The organism is Microbacterium sp. dk485 (assembly GCF_004570445.1).
Classification (GTDB): domain Bacteria; phylum Actinomycetota; class Actinomycetes; order Actinomycetales; family Microbacteriaceae; genus Microbacterium; species Microbacterium wangchenii.
Window position 1 is genome coordinate 1,478,565 of sequence record NZ_SPQW01000001.1, and the last position, 18,282, is coordinate 1,496,846.

Genomic DNA, 18,282 nt, shown 5'->3' on the forward strand with positions numbered 1-18,282 from the left:
AGCCCATCATGAACTTTGATCTTCCCGACGATGTGAAGGAACTCCGCACGCACGTCGAGTCCTTCGCGGCGAAGATGCTCGCCCCCGGCGCGCTCGAGCGGGCCCATTCCCCCGAGTACCCCTGGGATGTCTCCCGGATGATGGCCGAGCAGGGTCTGCTTGGGCTCACGGTCGCCGAGGACAAGGGCGGTCAGGGCGCATCTCTGCTGGAGGCGATCATCGCCATCCAGGCGATCGCCAAGCATGATCCTCGTAGCGCCGACGTGATACAGGCCGGCAACTTCGGCGCGATCCGCACTCTGGCGGAGTACGCCAGCGACGAGCAGCGCGACCGGTACCTCGCTCCGCTCCTGGCGGGGGAGGCCATCGTCTCCCTCGGGATGACCGAGCCGGGCGCGGGCTCGGCTGTGACCGATCTCGCGACGACGGCAGTTGCGGACGGCGGGGACTTCCTCGTGAACGGGACGAAGATCTTCGGCACGCACAGCGCGGAGGCCAACTTCTACCTCGTCTACGTGCGCTTCGGTCCCGGCGTGGGCGGCATCGGCTCGGTCATCATCGATCGGGACGCGCCGGGACTGACCGTGGGAAATCCTTCCCGGTTCATGAACGGTGAGGAGTGGAGCCAGATCTACTTCGAGGACGTCCGTATCCCCGCCAGCCAGGTCCTGCTGGGTGAGGGCGGCTTCAAGAAGCAGATCAGCGGGTTCAACGTCGAACGCCTCGGCAACGCGGCCCGCTCGATCGCGGTCGGCAAGCACGCGTTCGACTTCGCCGTCGAGCACGTGCTCACGCGCGAGCAGTTCGGGCGTCCGCTCGCGGAGTTCCAGGGTCTGCAGTGGATGTTCGCCGAGCAGGCGGTGCGGCTGGAATCCGCGCAGCTGCTCCTGATGCGTGCCGCGGTCGAAGCCGATGCCGGGATGCCGTCAGCCCAGGCGACGGCCATCGCCAAGTACGCCGCCAACGAGGCGGGCTTCGGCGCCGCCAACCTCGCGGTGCAGGCCCTGGGCGGCACCGGCTTCAGCGACGAGGCGCTCGTGGAGTACTGCTTCCGCCGCACGCGGGGCTGGATGATCGCGGGTGGGTCGACCGAGGTGCTCAAGAACCGCATCGCCGAGGGGGTGTTCGGTCGCCGTTTCTCCCAGCGAGCCGGGGCATGACGATGAAGACGCTTCACGATGCCCTCTTCCATCCCGCCTCGATTGCGATCGTCGGCGCTTCCGACAACCCGGCGAAGACCACGGCGCGTCCCCTGGCATTCCTGCGGGAGGCGGGATGGGCGGGCAGCGTCTACCCGGTCAACCCCACCCGGTCCACGGTGCGCGGCGAGAAGGCCTACCCGAGCGTGACGGCCCTCCCCGAGGTGCCCGACCACGTCTATGTGCTGGCGGCCTCGGACTTGGTCGCCGGGATCGTCCGGGAGTGCGCCGAGACCGGCGTGCCGGTCGTGACGGTCATGGCCGACGGCTTCGTGGAGAGCGACCCTCAGGGCGGTGAACGCATCGCGGCGCTTCGCGCGGCCATCGCCGGCACCCGCACGCGCATCCTGGGGCCCAGCAGTCTCGGGGTCGCAGAGGTGCGCAGCGGGCTCGCGCTGACCGCGAACGCGGCATTCGCCGAGCGCGACCTGCCCGTGGGCGGCGTCTTCGTCGCGTCGCAATCCGGCAGCGTGATCGGCGCGCTGCTGTCGCGCAGCCGGGAGATGGGAATCGGCCTGGCAGCCCTGGTCTCCACCGGCGGCGAGCTGGACCTGTCACTGGGGGAGATCTGCGAGGGCTCTCTCGATGACCCACAGGTCACCAGCTACGCCCTCTTCCTGGAGAACCTCAACGCCTCGGAGGACCTGCGCCGATTCGCGCGCGGCGCCGCCGAGCGAGGCAAGCCCATCGTCGCCTACAAGCTCGGCCGGACGGCCGCGGGGGCCGAGCTCTCGGTGTCCCACACCGGTGCGATGGCCGGCGATGACGCCGTCGCCTCCGCCTTCTTCGCCGACCTGGGGATCGCGCGGGTCGCCAACTTCGAGGCCCTGCTGGAGGCGCAACTTCTCGTCGCCTCCGCGCCGCTCGAGGACCGCCCGCACCGAGCGCCCCGCGTGGCAGTGGTGTCCACCACCGGTGGTGGCGGGGCGATGATGGTCGACTGTCTCGGCGCGGCGGGCGCGGCTCCGACGGCACCCAGCGAGGAGACGGTCGCCCGGCTCGAGGCGCAGGGTGTGCGCGTCGGGCACGGCACCCTGATCGATCTCACCCTGGCGGGCACACGCTACGAAGTGATGAAAGCGGCGCTGGACGTCCTGTGCACGGCCCCCGAATTCGACGTCGTCCTCGCCGTGCCCGGCTCATCCGCGCGGTTCAGCCCCGAGCATGCGGTCAAACCGATCGCGGAGAGCGCGGGGTACGCCAAGCCCGTGGCCGCATTCGTCATGCCCGATGCGCCCGACGCGCTGAAACTCCTTCGCAAGAGCGGGATCGCGGCCTTCCGCACGCCTGAGGCGGCGGCGGATGCCATCGTTTCCGCCTTCTCCCGCCGCAGGCCGCGCGACCTGCATGTGACTGCATCGCGCTGGGAGGGCGCCACGCGGGTGATGGATGAGGCGGAATCCGCCGCGCTTCTCGCCGGCGCGGGCCTGACCTTCGCCCCCTTCGCCGAACTCGCCGTGGGGAGCCTGCCCGAGCATCTGCCGGTGGAGGGTCCGGTCGCCGTGAAGGTCCTGTCGGCCGATCTCCCTCACAAATCCGACGTGGGTGGGGTACGCCTGGGAGTGCAGGACGGCGCGGGGCTGCATGCCGCCGCCGCCGCGATCGTCGCGTCGGTGGCGGAGAAGGCCCCGGGGGTGCCGGTCGAGAGGGTCCTCGTGCAGCAGATGGTCACCGGCGTCGGTGAGGTGCTCATCGGCTACCGTGACGATCCCGCCGTCGGCCCCATCGTCCTGCTGGCCGCCGGGGGTGTGCTCGCCGAGCTGTACCAGGACCGCACCCTCCGTCTCGCGCCGGTGCAACTCGACGTCGCGCGGGAAATGGTGCAGGAGATCACCGCATTGCGCGCGTTGAGCGGCTATCGCAGCCTGCCCGAGGGGGACCTCGAGGGCCTGGCAGAGGCCGTGGTGGCGGTCTCACGTCTGGGTATCGTCTCGGATGGCGCCGTGCAGGAAGCGGAGGCGAACCCGGTGATGGTCATGACGAAGGGCAACGGCGTCGTCGCCGTAGACGCTCTGGTGCGGGTGGCCCAGGAACGGCAGCGGTCATGAGCGGACAGGTGCGCCAGGACGTCGACGGCGAAATCCTCATCCTGACGATTGACAACCCCCCGGTCAACGCGAGCTCGCAGGGCGTGCGTGCGGGCATCGCCGCGGGGATCCAGCGGCTGGTGAGCGACCCGGCGCTGGTCGCCGCTGTCCTCATCGGAGCCGGCGACTCCTTCGTGGCCGGCTCCGACCTCGGGGAGTTCGGCGGCATGGTTCCCGAGCCGCTCCTGCCCTCCGTCATCGCCGACATCGAGGACTGCGCCAAACCCGTCGTGGCGGCACTGGACGGCTTCGCGTTGGGTGGCGGACTCGAGCTGGCCCTGGGCTGCGACGCGCGGCTTGCGTCGCAGCGCGCACAGGTGGGTTTGCCTGAGGTCACCCTCGGCATGGTCCCCGGTGCCGGGGGAACGCAGCGGCTGCCACGGCTGGTCGGCCGGGAAGCGGCGCTCGAGATCATCCTGTCGGGGCGGAGGGTGCCCGCCGTCGAGGCGCACGAGCTCGGGATCGTCGACGAGATCGTCACCGGCGACCTGCTGAGCGCCGCCGTCCGGTACGCCACGACGGCCCGCAAGCGTCGCGTCGCCGAGCTGGCTGTCCCCGACTCCCCCACCGAAGACCTCGAGGCGGTCGCAGGCCGCGTGGTCCGGGGGGCGCGGCGAGCGAACGCGGTGGCAGCGCTGGAGCTCGTCGGCAGCGCGGGCAGCGGCGACATCGAGACGGCGCTGCGCCGGGAGCGAGAGCGCTTCGACGAGCTTCGTCTGTCTCCCGACGCCGCGGCCCTGCGCCACATCTTCTTCGCGGAGCGGGCGGCGTCGCGGCGAGCAGGCACGACGCCCCGGCAGCCGGGCGTGGACCGGGTCGGCATCATCGGCGCCGGAGCCATGGGAGCAGGGATCGGGGCGGCATTCGCCCTCGCCGGGATCGGCGTGCAGTTGATCGACACCGACGCGACGCAGGCCCAGCGCGGCCGCGAGCGCATACAGCAGACCCTCGACAAGGCCGTCGCCCGCGGCCGCCTCAGCGTGGAGGCAGCCGTCGGCGTGTCGGCACGACTGGGTGCTTCGACGGACTCGGCGGATCTGGGCGACGCGGACCTCGTCATCGAGGCGGTCGTGGAGGACCCCGACGTGAAGGTGTCCGTGCTGCGCGCCGCAGCCGTCGCCGCCCCCGACGCGGTGCTCGCCACGAACACGTCGTATCTGAGCGTCTCCAGGCTGGCCGAGTCGCTGGAGGACCCCAGCCGGCTGGTCGGCATGCACTTCTTCAATCCGGCCGACGTCATGAAGCTCGTCGAACTCGTACCCGGGTCGACGGCATCACCGAGGACCCTCGGGGTCGCACTGCAGGCGTCCAAGCAGCTGCGGAAGGTGGCGGTGCTCGCCGGTGACGCGGAGGGCTTCATCGGAAACCGGATCTACTCGGTCTACCGCCGGCATGCCGAGTACCTGCTGGAGGATGGAGCGCTTCCCGAAGACGTCGACGCGGCGATGGAGGGGTTCGGATTCGGGATGGGGCCGTTCGCGGTCGCGGACCTGTCGGGCCTGCAGATCGCACGCTCGCTTCGCGACCGGTGGCGTAGCACCGGCCGTCTCCCCGCTCGGTACGTCGACATCCCCGACCTTCTGTGCGACCGCGGATGGTGGGGACGCCGGAGCGGGCGCGGCTACTACCGGTACGAAGAGGGCCGCCGCATCCCCGACCCTCAGGTGCACGACATGATCGTCGCGGAGTCCGCGCGCAAGTCCATCCGGCGTCGGAGCATCGGGCCGGAGGAGATCGTCGAGCGCCTCATCGGAGCGATGGTCGTGGAAGGCGCGAAGGTCGTGCAGGACGGGATCGCGCGGCACGCCGACGACGTCGACGCCGTCGTGGTGAACGGGTTCGGCTTCCCCAGATTCGCGGGCGGGCCGATGTGGTGGGCGCGCCGGCAGGACGCGGCCACCCTCACCCGGCTGGCCGACGTGGTGGCCGCGGCAGCGCGCGAGGAGGCCGCATCCGGCGCCCTCGCCGAGGTCTTGGGGGGAGCGCAGAGCCGTGCGTGATGCTCCTCTCGCCGCAGTCCTGAGCGACGTCGCCTCGGAGGCGGCTGATCGCGCGTCGTCGCCGGAGGCCGCCCCCGCGATCGGGCGCACCCTCACCGACTGGTTCGCGGTGACCGTGGGCGGAAGTGCGGCTCCCGCCACCGCTCCACTGCTGGCCGCCCTCGGCGCAGGGTCCGGCGACGTCCCGCTGGCCGGAGGCCGCGGCCTGTTCGCGTCTGTGGAGACCGCGGCCCTCATCCACGGCACCGCCGCGCATGCGCTGGAGCTCGACGACATCTATGCCCCGGGGCTCTACCACCCCGGTGCCCCCACGATCGCCGCAGCGATGGCGGTGGCTCACCGCTCTGACGTGACGGGCGCGCAGTTCCTGCGGGGTGTGGTGGCCGGCATCGAAGTAGGGTGCCGAGTGGCCGCCGACCTCGGCCCGGCGCATTATCGCCACTGGCACACCACCGGGACGGCAGGAGCTGTCGGAGCAGCCGTCGCCGCGGCCGTGACGCGGGGCGCGACCCGCGAACAGGTCGCGCAAGCGATCGCCGTCGCCGGCACGATGGCGGGGGGAGTGCAGCAGACCTTCCGACAGGACGGCGGTGCCAAGCCGCTGCACGCCGGGCACGCCGCGCAGTCCGGCGTCGTCGCCGCGGTCACGGCGATCGCGGGTCTGACGGGCGCTCCCGATGTGCTGGAGGGGGAGTCCGGGCTGGGCGTCGCCACCGGGGCGGACACGCAGTGGGCGGCGTGCCGGGCGCCGCTGGGAGATGCCCTCCTCGTGCAGGAGCTCACAGTCAAGCCCTACCCGTGCTGCGGACACACCTTCGCCGCGATCGACGCCGGGCTGCTCCTGCGGCAGCGGGGGGTGCGAGCGGAGGACATCTCGTCCGTACGCATCGAGACGTACTCGGCGGCGGTGGAAACAGCCGGCATCCTTCAACCGCGGAAGTCGTCCGAAGCGCGGTTCAGTCTTCCACATGCGGTGTCCGTGGCGCTGGTCGAGGGCGAGGTGACGCGCTCGTCCTTCGATGAGGAGCGGATCACCGACCCTCGCGTGCGGGATCTCGTGCTGCAGTCCACCGTTCAGGCCGCGGCTGATTTCGATCGGGACTTTCCCCACCGCCGTGGCGCTCGCGTCTCCGTGACCCTCACCACCGGTGACGTCCTCACGGCCGAGGTGCGCGACCGGCTCGGCAGCCCCCAGAACCCCATCGACGACGCGGCGCTGCAGCGGAAGTTCGAGGATCTGACGGTGCCGGTGCTCGGAGTCGAACAGGCGCGACAGCTGCTGCTGGCGACCTCGTCGATCGAGTCGCTCGCCTCGATGAGGGACCTGCCCTGGACCGCGCCGGTGGGACGGTGACGACCGAGCCGATCGCGCTCCGGAGAGGCTGGCGGCGGTGTCACCGCATTCGGTGAGCCCGACGGCTGCCGGATCGTCAGTGCGTCGTGAGTTCCTCCGAGACGCGCAGGTAGACGCTGATCCACAGGCCCGGGAGCACTTCGCTGTCCCCCCAGTGGGCGAAACCGAATGACTCGTACAACCGGCGCGCCGGCGCGTTCTCGCGGCCGGTGGAGACCGTGACGCGCGATCCTTCGGCCAGCACGCGTTTCACGAGTCGCGAGGCGATCCCTCGCCGGTGGAACGACGGATCCACGATCAGTCGATCGAGGTCCACTACGCCCTCCTCCGTGCGGTAGCCGAGCGCGCCGACGACCCGGTCGCCGTCGACTTCGAGCAGCCAGCAGAGGCCGGCCGCGCGCAGATCGGCCTCGTTCTCGTGGAGGGGCGGAATGCGGTCGTCGCCGATCAGGGCGGCTTCGACGGCATACGCCTGTCGCTGCAGCGGGAGCAGGCGGTCGACGAACGCGGGGACATCGCTCTCCGCCAGCTTCAACTCGGCCATGCCCGGCTCTTACGCCGCGGTGCGTTCGGACGGGGGAGCGTTCTCGGGCCGGTTTCCCGCGGCACGGCGCATCCACAAGGTGAGGCCGATGACGGTGAGCGCGGTGAGCGTGGCGAGCGCGTTCGGCGCGGTCAGGAAGATGTCCGCGGTCGCGATCCCGTATGCCACCCACAGGATGAACCCGGGCACCAGCAGCGCGAAGTACCCGAGCGAGATGTCCTCCGCCGACCGGCGCCGCAGCATCCGGATGATCTGCAGCACCGGCGCGATCGCCATCACGATCCCCCACGCGGATGCTGCGGTTCCAAGAATCCAACTCGGCATGACGACGCCTCCCGTAGATCAAGCAGCGCGTTCGACGCTACTCCGGCAACCGATTCCGAGGCGGAAGGTTTCGCGTGTGAGCGAAGCCCGTCCGCGACACAACCGTCGCCTCAGTGTCACCTCAGCAGCCGAGCGCTGGCGAGGGCATCAACCGAAGCACGGTGCTTCCGAAGCCGCATCCTCATTGCGAGGGGTGAACATCCAGAGCCTGTTCGGCGAGAAGTTATCGGGGTGGAGTACCGACTCGAGTGGAAGGCAAGCGCTGAGGTGGCCTTCCTCGTCTCGCCACAGATATGCGACGACGTGAGAATCCGGGCATGAAGTGTCCGTGATGCTCAGCGACACAGTCGGCAAACCTCCCGGCTGTTCTCCTGCGAAGACGGACCACTCGCCGGTGACCGTTGCCGTGGGTTCCGCGGCGAAGTCGTCGACTTCGGGGACGTCCACATTGCGGCAGGTCAGTGGTGCAGGCCACTGCTGCGCTTCGAGAGTTCCATCGGGGTTGAGTACGAGCTCGATTTCCGGGCCGTTGAGCGTCGTCCAGGCTCCGACGACGTCCGATTCCTGGGAACCATATGCGTACTGCCCGGTGCTGGTGCTACAACCCGTCAATATCGCAGCGCATAGGAGCGCAGCCGCTGCCATCAGCATCGAGCGATTCACCGCGAATTCGTCTCCGCCTGCAAGAAAGGGCGACTCGCTGCAAAAGACGGCCCGTCTTGCTCGGGATCGAGTTCAGCTCGCAACTCCTTCACCGAAATTGGCGCGGTCGAGCCGAGGCCAGTGATGCTGTGGGCCGTGTTCTCGATGACGACAGCATGACCGAAGTCGGTCCTCCAGCGACTACCGACACGCTCAAGCGCGTCTGCGTGAGCACTCGGGCATGGAACGAGTGAACAAGGGAGGGTGTGCCGCGGACGGTCGGAGCTAGCTCTCGCGAAGCGCGAGTTGCGACCTTCGTTGTGTCAGGTCTCGCGAGAACGTCTCAACTGGCGTCGAGAACTGACAAGTGGAGGGGCTGACGGGAATCGAACCCGCGCTGTCTGCTTGGGAAGCAGAAGTTCTGCCATTGAACTACAGCCCCGGAAGCCTTGAAATTACTGGGATCGAGGATCCCAGTCAAGGCGACGTGTACAGGTTTGCATACGCGTGAGCGTGGTGCCCGAGTTCGGCGCCACCCCATCAGCTTACCTGTCGGACCGGGGGTTGCCGTTCGCTGACCGCGCAGTGCCGAAGATACCCGGCGTCGGGAGCTCGGATGGTGACCCCCGTGGGTTCGACTCTCGGGGGACCCGCTCTAGCGTGGCCGGGCCCCGACGCCTACGATACGCAACCATAGTGGTTCTCTATTACTCGAGGGCGGGGCGTGATGACGACGTTGGCGAACGCCGGGGTGGTGGAGTTCCGTCGCTACCGGCTCCGATCTGCGGCGCATGTGAATGTGTTGCATGACCTCTTTCAGAGGTACTTGATCGCGGGCCAGTCGGCTGCGGGGATGCGGATCGGTCGGCTGTACCGCGATGCTGACGCCCCGGCGGAGTTCGTGTGGTGGCGCGGTTTTGCGGATATGCGGTCTCGCCGCACCGCACTCGAGGCTTTCTACGAGGGGCCGGTGTGGGCGGCGCATCGCGACGCGGCCAACGCAACGATGTTGGAGAGCGATGATGTGCTGCTGCTCCGGTGGGCCGCCCACGCCGCGAGCGCCGAAATCGGCGGACGCGGTCAGGCGTGTGCCGTGGCGGCCGCGATGGTCATCCGGAACCTCCACCACCGCGACGCCGATGAGGTCGCGTCCCGAGTTCACGCTTCGCTGATGGCCCGTCTGGACGCTGGGGCATCCGTCCTCGTCAGTGAGACCGCCGTCAACGATTTCGCGCGGCTTCCTGTCCGACCCGAGCCGACCTTGGTCTGGCAGGCCTCTTTTGCCACCGCGCGCGAGCGTGACGACGCGGTAGTGCGGCTGTCAGACGACCTCGAATGGGTCGATCTGATCTCCGGCGTCTGCAGCGACCCGGAGATCGACATCGAACTTCTCCGGCTCGACCCCATTGCCACACAACGATCTATCGATCAGTAATGGAGCAAGATGTTCTCCCCGCAACATATCGAAGCGCTCGAGAAGCGCACGTCCGGGTTCGACTTCCTCATCGGGGAATGGTCGGTCGCCAACCGGCGGCTCAGACGGCCACTCTCGGGTGGCGGCGATTGGTACGAGACCCCCGCCACGGCCCGCTCCACGACGCTTCACAATGGTGCGATCAGTATCGACGAGATGTGGTACCCGGAACTCGGTTTCGCCGGTACATCGATCCGCGTACATGACCGCGTCGCCGACGACTGGACGATCTACTGGGTGAACAGTCAGACCGGCCATCTTCAGGCTCCCGTGCGAGGCGGCTGGGATTCGGACGGCATGTTCACCGCCGTCGGACCGGACACCTTCGAAGACAAGAGGATCCTCGCAAGATACACGTGGCACTCGATCTCTTCTCAGGCGGCGACCTGGGAGCAGGCGTTCTCCGTCGACGATGGGCTGACGTGGGAGACGAACTGGGTGATGACGTGGACGCGGACCAGTTGAGGACCGGCACCTGCTGATGGCAGCGAACAGTCATTTCACGATCGCCGTCCACGCGCTGTGCTGGATCGAGCTCGCTGCCCGGCGAGGCGAGCGCCCTTTGACGTCGGAGCGGATCGCCGACAGCTTGGCGAGCAACCCGGTGCTGGTGCGGCGGCTGCTTGCACCGCTGAGGGACGCCGGCATAGTGGAGAGCGGCCGCGGCCCCGGCTCGGGATGGACGCTCGCGAGACCGACCGACCAGATAAGACTCTCCGACGTCCGACGAGCGTTGGGGTCTGAGCGGCTGTTCGCCATGCATCCGCACGAACCGAAGCAGACCTGTCCAGTGGGCTACGGCATTCGCCCGGTGCTCGGGTCCGTGTACGAGGAGGTCGAAGAGGCGGTCGAGCGAGAACTGAGTCGACGAACGGTCAGCAGCATCCTCGAGTCGATCCTCGTCGATCATCCGCTGCCGGGGTAACCACGCCGTCATGCCTGCCACCGCCACACTGCACCCCACCGGCGAGAGCGCGACATAATGTCGCGCTCTCGCCGGGGGCGTGCAGTCTCGCGGGGCGACGCGGACGGCGCGGGGCGACGCGGACGGCGCGGGGCGACGCGGACGGCGCGGGGCGACGCGGACGGCGCGGGGCGACGTGGACGGCGCGGGGCGACGCGGGCGGCGCGGGCCGCAGCGGCGCGACGCGGGCGCGCGCCGGAGGGCGGGCGGCTCTAGGCTGGGCGCGTGCTGCTCTCCGACCGTGACATCATCCGCGAACTCGACTCCGGACGGATCGGACTCGCCCCATCCGACGGCACCATGGTGCAGCCGTCGAGCGTCGACGTGCGGTTGGACCGCTACTTCCGCCTCTTCGACAACCACAAGTACCCCTTCATCGACCCGGCCGAAGACCAGCCCGAGCTCACGCGGCTCATCGAGGTGGCCCCCGACGAGCCGTTCATCCTGCACCCGGGGGAGTTCGCACTCGGATCGACGTACGAGCAGATCACGCTTCCGGACGACATCGCCGCGCGCCTGGAGGGGAAGTCGTCCCTCGGCCGCCTGGGCTTGCTCACCCACTCCACCGCGGGGTTCATCGATCCCGGGTTCTCCGGCCACGTCACGCTCGAGCTGTCCAACGTCGCGACGCTGCCGATCAAGCTGTGGCCGGGCATGAAGATCGGTCAGCTGTGCTTCTTCCGGCTGTCCTCTCCCGCCGAGAACCCCTACGGCTCGGGGACGTACGGCAACCGGTACCAGGGCCAGCGCGGGCCCACGGCATCCCGGTCGTTCCTCAACTTCCATCGCACGGACGTCGGCGTCAGCGACGCCGGATCGCCCGGGCGCTGATCGCGGCGGGGGCAGGGGACTAAAGACTCCTGCCCGCTGACGGGATGCGGCGCACACTGACACTGCTGTCGAACGGGTCGCAGCCGATGATGTCAGGAGAACCGCCATGCAGGCCGCCGTCGTCTCATCCTTCACTTCACCCATCACGGTCGAGGACATCCCCATCCCCGAACCCGGCCCCGGGCAGGTGCTCGTCCACATCGAGACGTGCGGGCTGTGCCACACCGACATCCACGCGGCGCACGGCGACTGGCCGGTCAAGCCCGGCCTGCCCTTCACCCCCGGCCACGAGGGGATCGGTCGCGTCGAGAAGCACGGCCCCGGCGTGGATTCGCCGCCGATCGGGCAGCGCGTCGCTCTCGCGTGGCTCGGCAGTGCGTGCGGGTCATGCCGGTACTGCGAGACCGGACGGGAGAATCTGTGCGAGTCGCAGCAGAACACCGGCTACTCCATCGACGGCGGGTGGGCCGAGTACGCGGTGGCGGATGCCCGCTTCGCGGTTCCGGTTCCCGACGAGGTGTCGTCGCTGGATGCGGCGCCGCTGGCATGTGCGGGAGTGACGACGTATGCGGCCATCAAGAATGCGCACGTCGTCCCCTCCGAGCGCGTCGCGATCGTCGGCATCGGCGGACTGGGGCACCTCGCGGTGCAGTACGCACGGCTGGTCGGGGCGGAGGTCATCGCCGTCGACGTGTCCGACGAGAAGCTGCAGCTGGCGAAGGAGCTCGGCGCCGACCACGTGGTCAACGCCGCGACGCAGGATCAGGCCGAGGCGATCCAGGCCCTCGGCGGAGCGGACGTCGTGATCGTCCTCGCCGTCGCGCAGTCGGTGTTCGACCAGTCCTTCCGCAGCCTCAACCGCGGCGGCCGGATGGTGCTCGTGTCGCTGCCCGAGGGCACGACGCTCACGGTGCCGGTCTTCGACACGGTGCTCAAGGGCATCCAGATCATCGGATCCATCGTCGGAACACGGCAGGACCTGAACGAGGTGTTCCGACTGCACGCGCTGGGGCGTACGCGCGTGATCGCCGAGACGCGGCGCCTCGCGGATGCGGCGGAGTCGATCGAGGAGGTGCTGCGCGGTTCGGTTCCCGCGCGGCTCGTGTTCGATCTGACCGACTCCGCGTAGCGGTCGGCGCACCCGGGTGATCCCGCTGCCGCGTGCACTGCGAAGAGGGCGCGCGGCAGCGGTGCCGCTCATGCGACCGGGCGGGATGCTGCGGCGCGGCCCTGCGTGAAACCGGCCGTGAAGCCCCGCTCGAAAGCGGTGTCGGCGTCGTGGTCGGTCCAGAAGCGGTGGTCGACGCAGGGGTGCTCCATCCGACCGGCGTGGCGATGAGGCTCGAACCCGTGCCCGCGGCCCGACCGGGCGCCGGGGCCGAAGCCGCGCTCGAACCGCTCGCCGGGGCCGAAGCCGCGCTCGAACCGCTCGCCGGGGCCGAAGCCACGCTCGAACCGCTCGCCGGGGCCGAAGCCGCGACCGGACCGCTCGCCAGGGCCGAAGTCGGGCCGGACTCCGCCGCGACGCCCGAATCGGCGCGGATTCGCGGCCGGGACGGGCCGGGTCTCGTCCCATCCCAGCTCTCGGGCGATCGCCTCGAGCGAGGTCAGCATCGAGGCGAAGTCCTCGGGATCGACGGCGCCGGCGACGCGATCGCGGATGCCGCCGACCGCGGTGGCGAGCCGCTCGCGCGCATCCCGGCCTGCGTCGGTGAGCGCCCAGCCGTCGGCGGTCTCCTCGATCCAGCCGCGCTCGGCGAGCCGGCGCACTCGCCCGCCGCGGCGCGCGAGTCGCTGCGCGAGCCACGGCGCGGTGCGGTGACCGTCCACGGCGTTCAGCAGCATCCAGTCCCGTCGGGAGAGGTCGTCGCCGGCCAGGACCTCGGCGAACGCGTCGTCGAGCAGGGAATCGACCGTGCGAAGCCAGAATCCGAGGGGGCGGTCCGGGGGAGAGTCGGGGGAGGTGTCAGGGGTGTCCATGGGGTGTCCTTTCGATGGCGACCGTGCGGCCGCATAACGCATGTCATATGACAAGCAAGTGCATGTACTCTGACGTGCGATTCCAATCCATGTCAAGTGGCATGTAAATTGGCAGGATGACCACCTCCGATCCCGCCCACGACATCGCCGCCGCCCTCGCGCGTCTGCGGGCAGAACGCGGGCCGTGGACTCCGGGCGACCCGAGCCGTCCTGGCCCGCATCCCCGTTCCGACCCGCGGGGCGGGAAGCACGCGGGCGGACGCGGCGGTCCGCCGTGGGCCGGTGGCCCGCCCTGGGCCGGGGGCCACGGGCGGATGGGCGCGCCGGCGCGCATGCGGCTGCTCGATGCCGTGGCCGCCGCATCACATCCCCTCAGCGTCAGTGAGGCGGCCGAGGCGATCGGCGTCGATCAGCCCAGGGCCTCACGGCTCATCCAGCAGGCCGTCGAGCTCGGACTCGCGCGCCGCGAGCCGGATCCCGCCGACGCCCGCCGGGCACGCGTAGCGCTGACGGACGCGGGCGAGGCGCTCGTCCGCAGCGTGCGCGGATCGCAGCGCGACGCCGTCCGAGCCGCCCTGGAAGGGTTCACTCCGCAGGAGCGGTCAGAGCTCGCGCGGCTGCTCGCCAAGCTCGCCGACGCCTGGCCCGCCCGCTGAGCCCCCTCGCCGAGAGTGCATCACCCCGGCGAGAGTGCACGGAATGCGGTGCACTCTGGCCGACCTGATGCACTCTCGCGTCGCGGCCGCCCCGCCGACAGCGGTCAGGTCAGGACGTTCTGCCGGGCGCGCACGGGCAGGAGGAGCAGGAGGCCCGCGGCCAGGACGACCATGATGCCGAGGATCCCGAAGTAGGGCTCGCCGAAGATCGAGATGAACACCGCGAACAGGGTCGGCGCGAGGAAGGACACCGCCCGCCCGGTCGTCGCGTAGAGCCCGAAGACCTCCCCCTCCCGGCCGGGCGGGATGATGCGGGCGAGGAACGTGCGCGAGGCCGACTGCGCCGGTCCGACGAACAGGCACAGGGCCAGGCCCGCCGTCCAGAACACGATCTGCCCGCCGTCGTGCAGCAGGAACACCAGCATCCCCGACACGAGCAGACCGATGAGGGCCGTCACGATGACGGGCTTCGGGCCGAGGCGGTCATCCAGCGCCCCCACGGCGATCGTGGAGATGCCGGCCACGACGTTCGCGGCGATGGCGAAGAGGATCACCTCGCCCGCGGAGAATCCGAAGACGGATGCGGCGAGCACGCCGCCGAACGTGAACACCCCGGCCAGCCCGTCCCGGAAGACGGCGCTCGCGAGGAGGAACCACACCGTGTGGCGCGACTCGCGCCACAGTCGCGCGAGGTCGCGGCCGAGCCGCGCGTACGACGCGAAGAAACCGACCTTCTCGCGCCGGACCCCCGGGCCGCGGTACTCCGGCACCGCGAACAGCACCGGCAGCGCGAAGATCCCGAACCATGCCGCCGAGACGAGCATCGCCAGCCGCACCGGCCATCCGTCCTCGTCCGGGATGCCGAACAGCCCCTGGATGAAGCCGAAGTACACGATCAGCAGCAGCACGATGCCGCCGAGGTAGCCCATGCCCCATCCGAAGCCGCTGACGCGGCCGATGGAGCGGGGCGTGGACACCTGGGAGAGCATCGCGTTGTAGTTGACGCCGGCGAACTCGAACAGGACGTTGCCGGCGGCGACGAGCAGCAGCCCGAGCCACAGGAACGACGGATCCGGTGCGACGAAGACCATGGCGGCGGTCAGCGCGACGACCGCATACGTGTTCACGGCCAGCCACAGCTTGCGCCGCCCGGAGGTGTCCGAACGCTGGCCCATGACGGGAGCCAGGACCGCCACGAGGGCCCCCGCGGCCGCGAGCGCCCACCCGAGCTGCGCCTCCACCTGGCCCGACGGGCCGAAGCTCTCCCCGGTGAGGTACACGGTGAACACGAAGGTCGTCACCACGGCGTTGAACGCCGCCGAGCCCCAGTCCCACAGGCCCCACGCCACGACGGCGCGGCGCGTGCTGCCCGGGCCCGCCCCGGCTGATTCGGCGACCGGCGAGGAGGACGTGTCTGCCACGGTGGTGCCCTTCGGTGAACATCCGGCTGCCGTCCCGGGGGACGACGCGCGGCTCCCGTGCCGCACCCCCAGGCTAGTAGCCGGGCGGGTCGGCGGGAGGACGCACCCGCCGACGAAAACTTGAGCCGGGACATATCAAGTTCACTTGACACTCGCGGCGCCCCGGGTTAGCGTTGAGTCATCGCGGCTCAATGTGCAGCCGCACGCAGATTTCTGACAACCACGAGCCGCCGCATCCACGCGGCTCATACGAAGGAGAGAGACCAATATGCCCCGTGCAGTGGGAATCGACCTCGGTACGACCAACTCGGTCGTGAGCGTCCTCGAAGGCGGCGAGCCGAAGGTCATCGCCAACGCGGAAGGGTTCCGTACGACCCCGTCCGTCGTGGCCTACACGAAGGACGGCGAGGTGCTGGTCGGCGAGACCGCCAAGCGCCAGGCCGTCACGAACGTCGACCGCACCGTCTCCAGCGTCAAGCGCCACATGGGCACCACCTGGACCTTCGACGTCGATGGCAAGAAGTGGACGCCGCAGGAGATCTCCGCGCGCATCCTCCAGAAGCTCAAGCGGGATGCCGAGGAGTACCTCGGTGACGCCGTCACCGACGCCGTCATCACCGTCCCGGCGTACTTCAACGACGCCGAGCGTCAGGCCACCAAGGAGGCCGGCGAGATCGCGGGCCTGAACGTGCTCCGCATCATCAACGAGCCCACCGCCGCGGCCCTGGCCTACGGACTGGACAAGGGCAAGGAGGACGAGCTCATCCTCGTCTTCGACCTCGGTGGCGGAACGTTCGACGTCTCCCTGCTCGAGGTGGGCAAGGACGACGACTTCTCCACCATCCAGGTGCGCTCCACCGCCGGTGACAACCGCCTCGGCGGTGACGACTGGGACCAGCGCCTCGTCGAGTACCTCATCAAGCAGTTCAAGGACACCACGGGCGTGGACGTCTCCGGTGACAAGATCGCGCTGCAGCGCCTCAAGGAGGCCGCCGAGCAGGCGAAGAAGGAGCTGTCCAGCTCCACCTCGACCAGCGTCAACCTGCCGTACCTGTCGCTGACGGATTCGGGCCCGGTGTCGCTGAGCGAGACCATCACGCGCGCCAAGTTCGAGGACCTCACGAAGGACCTGCTGGACCGCACCAAGAAGCCGTTCGAGGATGTCATCCGCGAAGCCGGCGTCAAGGTCGCCGACATCGCGCACGTCGTGCTCGTGGGTGGCTCCACCCGCATGCCCGCCGTCGCCGAGCTCGTCAAGCGCGAGGCCGGCAAGGAGGCCAACAAGGGCGTGAACCCGGATGAGGTCGTCGCCGTGGGCGCGGCCCTCCAGGCCGGTGTGCTGAAGGGCGAGCGCAAGGACGTCCTCCTCATCGACGTCACCCCGCTGAGCCTCGGCATCGAGACCAAGGGCGGCATCATGACCAAGCTCATCGAGCGCAACACCGCCATCCCGACCAAGCGCAGCGAGACCTTCACCACGGCCGACGACAACCAGCCGTCGGTGGCGATCCAGGTCTTCCAGGGCGAGCGCGAGTTCACGCGCGACAACAAGCCGCTGGGCACGTTCGAGCTGACCGGCATCGCGCCCGCTCCGCGCGGCATCCCGCAGGTCGAGGTCACCTTCGACATCGACGCCAACGGCATCGTCCACGTCTCGGCGAAGGACAAGGGCACCGGCAAGGAGCAGTCGATGACCATCACGGGCGGCTCTTCGCTGCCCAAGGAGGACATCGAGCGGATGGTGCGCGAGGCCGAGGAGCACGCCGCCGAGGACAAGAAGCGCCGCGAGTCGGCCGAGACCCGCAACCAGGCGGAGACCCTCGCGTACTCGGTGGAGAAGCTCATCAAGGACAACGACGACAAGCTGCCCACCGAGGTCAAGACCTCGGTCCAGGGCGACGTCGACGCGCTGAAGTCTGCGCTCGCCGGCGAGGACGACGACGCGGTGAAGACCGCGTTCGACAAGCTCAGCCAGAGCCAGAGCCAGATCGGCGAGGCCATCTACCAGTCCTCTCAGGCCGCGGGCGGCAACCCCGACCCGGCCGCCAACGAGCCCGGGGCGGGCACTGTGCCCAACCCGGAGGAGGACGTCATCGACGCCGAAGTGGTCGATGACGAGGACGACAAGAAGTAAGCAGGGATCATGACGAACAAGGACGACGCAACGTTCCCCGAGCCGGACGACGCACGGGGCCAGGGCGCCGCTCCTGACGAGACGACGGGGTCGGATGCCGATGCATCCGGCCCCGCGCCGTCGGGCGAGGCGGGCGCGCAGGACGACCTCACGATCGACGACATCCTGGGGACCGAGCAGACCGCCGATGCCGCTGCGGAAGACCTGGGCTCCCCCTCGGAGCGTGCCGACGAGCACGAGTCTGCGCTCGTGATCGACCTCAAGCGCCTGCAGGCGGAGTACGCCAACTACCGGCGGCGCACCGAGGAGCAGCGCGAACGCGAGATCGAGCGCGCGCAGGGCGAGGCTGCCAAGGGCCTCCTGCCGGTGCTGGACGACCTCGACCGTGCCGCACAGCACGGCGACCTGCAGCCGGGGACGCCGTTCGCCGCGATCGGCGACAAGGTGCGCGCCGTGGCGGAGCGCCTGGGCGTGGTGGCGTATGGGAAGGCCGGCGAGCTGTTCGACCCGCAGCAGCACGAGGCCATCTTCCAGGCGCCGACTCCGGGCGCGACCGAGCCCACGATCCTCGAGGTCGTGGAGGTCGGGTATCGCCTGGGCTCGGTGGAGCTTCGACCGGCCAAGGTCGTCGTCGCCGTGGCGGCTGATCCTTCGACCAGCTCAGGGGACTAA

17 protein-coding genes and 1 tRNA gene are annotated in these 18,282 nt (G+C 69.7%); 12 read left to right on the top strand and 6 right to left on the bottom strand.

The genetic code is table 11. The annotated features are described in order from the left end of the window. Window positions 1-8 precede the first annotated feature (8 nt). Genes E4V99_RS06955 through E4V99_RS06970 form a run of 4 tightly spaced genes read left to right on the top strand, consistent with a single transcriptional unit; the run spans window position 9 to window position 6,640 of the window. A complete protein-coding gene (locus E4V99_RS06955) occupies window positions 9-1,160 on the top strand; it encodes an acyl-CoA dehydrogenase (RefSeq protein WP_135070359.1) in 1,152 nt (383 codons plus the stop codon). Between the two features lie 2 nt (window positions 1,161-1,162). Next, window positions 1,163-3,247, top strand: coding sequence for an acetate--CoA ligase family protein (locus E4V99_RS06960; RefSeq protein WP_205805832.1), 2,085 nt, complete (start codon window positions 1,163-1,165; stop codon window positions 3,245-3,247). Further along, entirely contained in the window at window positions 3,244-5,286 is a 2,043-nt protein-coding gene (locus E4V99_RS06965; protein ID WP_135116775.1) for a 3-hydroxyacyl-CoA dehydrogenase NAD-binding domain-containing protein, read from the top strand. Before E4V99_RS06960 ends, E4V99_RS06965 begins: the two co-directional genes overlap by 4 nt. After that, a complete protein-coding gene (locus tag E4V99_RS06970) occupies window positions 5,279-6,640 on the top strand; it encodes an MmgE/PrpD family protein (RefSeq protein ID WP_135070350.1) in 1,362 nt (453 codons plus the stop codon). The genes E4V99_RS06965 and E4V99_RS06970 overlap by 8 nt, the downstream gene beginning before the upstream one ends. A 76-nt stretch (window positions 6,641-6,716) precedes the next feature. Here E4V99_RS06970 and E4V99_RS06975 read toward each other — a convergent pair whose 3' ends face one another. From E4V99_RS06975 to E4V99_RS06990, 4 genes are all read right to left on the bottom strand, one after another. Next, window positions 6,717-7,184 (bottom strand): GNAT family N-acetyltransferase, encoded by a 468-nt coding sequence (locus tag E4V99_RS06975; RefSeq protein ID WP_135070347.1) that lies wholly within the window; start codon window positions 7,182-7,184, stop codon window positions 6,717-6,719. Between the two features lie 9 nt (window positions 7,185-7,193). After that, window positions 7,194-7,508, bottom strand: coding sequence for a SemiSWEET family transporter (locus tag E4V99_RS06980; protein ID WP_135070344.1), 315 nt, complete (start codon window positions 7,506-7,508; stop codon window positions 7,194-7,196). Between the two features lie 147 nt (window positions 7,509-7,655). Further along, window positions 7,656-8,171 carry a hypothetical protein gene (locus tag E4V99_RS06985; RefSeq protein WP_135116776.1) on the bottom strand — a complete coding sequence of 172 codons (516 nt, stop codon included), beginning with the start codon at window positions 8,169-8,171 and terminating at the stop codon, window positions 7,656-7,658. A 347-nt stretch (window positions 8,172-8,518) separates the two neighbouring features. After that, a tRNA-Gly gene (locus tag E4V99_RS06990) sits at window positions 8,519-8,592 on the bottom strand. Window positions 8,593-8,874: 282 nt separating this feature from the next. Here E4V99_RS06990 and E4V99_RS06995 point away from each other — a divergent pair. From E4V99_RS06995 to E4V99_RS07015, 5 genes are all read left to right on the top strand, one after another. Further along, window positions 8,875-9,585 (top strand): NIPSNAP family protein, encoded by a 711-nt coding sequence (locus E4V99_RS06995; protein ID WP_135116777.1) that lies wholly within the window; start codon window positions 8,875-8,877, stop codon window positions 9,583-9,585. Between the two features lie 9 nt (window positions 9,586-9,594). After that, on the top strand, window positions 9,595-10,089 hold the full coding sequence (locus E4V99_RS07000) for a hypothetical protein (RefSeq protein ID WP_135070335.1): 495 nt from the start codon (window positions 9,595-9,597) through the stop codon (window positions 10,087-10,089). 16 nt (window positions 10,090-10,105) lie between these two features. Continuing rightward, a complete protein-coding gene (locus E4V99_RS07005; RefSeq protein WP_135070332.1) occupies window positions 10,106-10,549 on the top strand; it encodes an Rrf2 family transcriptional regulator in 444 nt (147 codons plus the stop codon). 264 nt (window positions 10,550-10,813) lie between these two features. Next, window positions 10,814-11,419 (top strand): dCTP deaminase, encoded by a 606-nt coding sequence (gene dcd / locus E4V99_RS07010; RefSeq protein ID WP_135070329.1) that lies wholly within the window; start codon window positions 10,814-10,816, stop codon window positions 11,417-11,419. A 106-nt stretch (window positions 11,420-11,525) separates the two neighbouring features. Beyond that, window positions 11,526-12,548, top strand: a complete 1,023-nt coding sequence (locus E4V99_RS07015) for a zinc-dependent alcohol dehydrogenase (protein WP_135070326.1) — start codon at window positions 11,526-11,528, stop codon at window positions 12,546-12,548. Window positions 12,549-12,616: 68 nt separating this feature from the next. Here the strand turns inward: E4V99_RS07015 and E4V99_RS07020 are convergent, their stop codons facing one another. Further along, on the bottom strand, window positions 12,617-13,399 hold the full coding sequence (locus E4V99_RS07020; protein WP_135116778.1) for a hypothetical protein: 783 nt from the start codon (window positions 13,397-13,399) through the stop codon (window positions 12,617-12,619). A 116-nt stretch (window positions 13,400-13,515) separates the two neighbouring features. On the opposite strand from E4V99_RS07020, the gene E4V99_RS18605 reads away from it, so the two are divergent. Then, window positions 13,516-14,055: a MarR family winged helix-turn-helix transcriptional regulator gene (locus tag E4V99_RS18605; RefSeq protein ID WP_245233133.1), complete on the top strand. Its 540-nt coding sequence runs from the start codon at window positions 13,516-13,518 to the stop codon at window positions 14,053-14,055. 104 nt (window positions 14,056-14,159) lie between these two features. On the opposite strand, the gene E4V99_RS07030 is transcribed toward E4V99_RS18605, so the two are convergent. Beyond that, window positions 14,160-15,476: an MFS transporter gene (locus tag E4V99_RS07030; RefSeq protein WP_135116779.1), complete on the bottom strand. Its 1,317-nt coding sequence runs from the start codon at window positions 15,474-15,476 to the stop codon at window positions 14,160-14,162. 268 nt (window positions 15,477-15,744) lie between these two features. Here E4V99_RS07030 and dnaK point away from each other — a divergent pair, with 268 nt between their 5' ends. Further along, a complete protein-coding gene (dnaK, locus tag E4V99_RS07035; RefSeq protein ID WP_135116780.1) occupies window positions 15,745-17,610 on the top strand; it encodes a molecular chaperone DnaK in 1,866 nt (621 codons plus the stop codon). A gap of 9 nt (window positions 17,611-17,619) precedes the next feature. Further along, window positions 17,620-18,282 carry a nucleotide exchange factor GrpE gene (gene grpE / locus E4V99_RS07040; protein ID WP_135070314.1) on the top strand — a complete coding sequence of 221 codons (663 nt, stop codon included), beginning with the start codon at window positions 17,620-17,622 and terminating at the stop codon, window positions 18,280-18,282.